General features: G+C 48.5%; 1 protein-coding gene. It reads right to left on the reverse strand.

The genetic code is table 11. From position 1 onward, the window contains the following. Positions 1-145 precede the first annotated feature (145 nt). The coding region (locus tag G6034_RS19410; protein ID WP_218064096.1) for a hypothetical protein at positions 146-912 on the reverse strand (767 nt) is incomplete at its 5' end.

The raw sequence follows: 912 nt of genomic DNA on the forward strand, positions 1-912 counted from the left end.
ACGGTTCGTCAGCGGCCTAAGCCGCCACCTATGGGAATACCAACCGCTAGACTGGCTTGCATCTCGCGGCTACCTAGCCCGACGGGCTGCATAATTAATATTCATGCTTGACTACTTCCATTGCTGCACTCATTTGTTTCACAACTTATGGGACCAACGAGTCCCCGGGAAGCTCCGATGCGTTACGCAATATATTGATCGCTGCTTCTATCGCCGCCCCCGGCTTGTCCGAAAGTTTAGGCATAGCGTCCGCAAGTTTTCTAATTCTTATTCTTCGGAAGCCGCTGTGAGCGTTGATCCAAGCAGTACTAAATCGCGCTACCTTGTCAATTCCACTTTGGGGGTCACGCGCACCACACCGAATGAGAAACAATGCATCGTCAACGTGCATTTGCCGAAGAACAACATCAGGTAACACACTGGCCTCAGCTATGCCCCTGCTGGTTCCCCAAATGTGCCGGTTATGCTTTTTGGCCAGACTAACAGCCAGAAGGGGAGCAGTCACGTCCTCATCGAATAACCTGGAAAGGGGTACTTTGGAGATAAGTTGCCCCCAATCACTAAGTTGAGGATATCGATGATATCCACCCTTTGCGAGGGCAGTGGCAAGCTTTAATGCAAAGCCTGGATTAAGATCAAGAAATTGCTGATGTTCCCTTACGGGAATTACGGAGTCGATCAATTGATAAATTCTAGAGCCAATATCTGAGTCAACGATGAACTCAACAACCTCAGCCAAAAGGCCCAAGTCTTCCGGCGGATTTAGGACGACAAAATCGACCATCTCTTCCATTGTAGATGTATCGAATTGATCTACAAGTGGAGACGCAATAATTTCATGAAGATGCCTTAGCAGCCAAGATGAACAAAGTGGCTCATTTATCATCGCGACCAAGGCTGGTTCAACGAGCT

The sequence above is a fragment of the Arthrobacter wenxiniae genome (genome assembly GCF_013376105.1).
GTDB lineage: Bacteria > Actinomycetota > Actinomycetes > Actinomycetales > Micrococcaceae > Specibacter > Specibacter wenxiniae.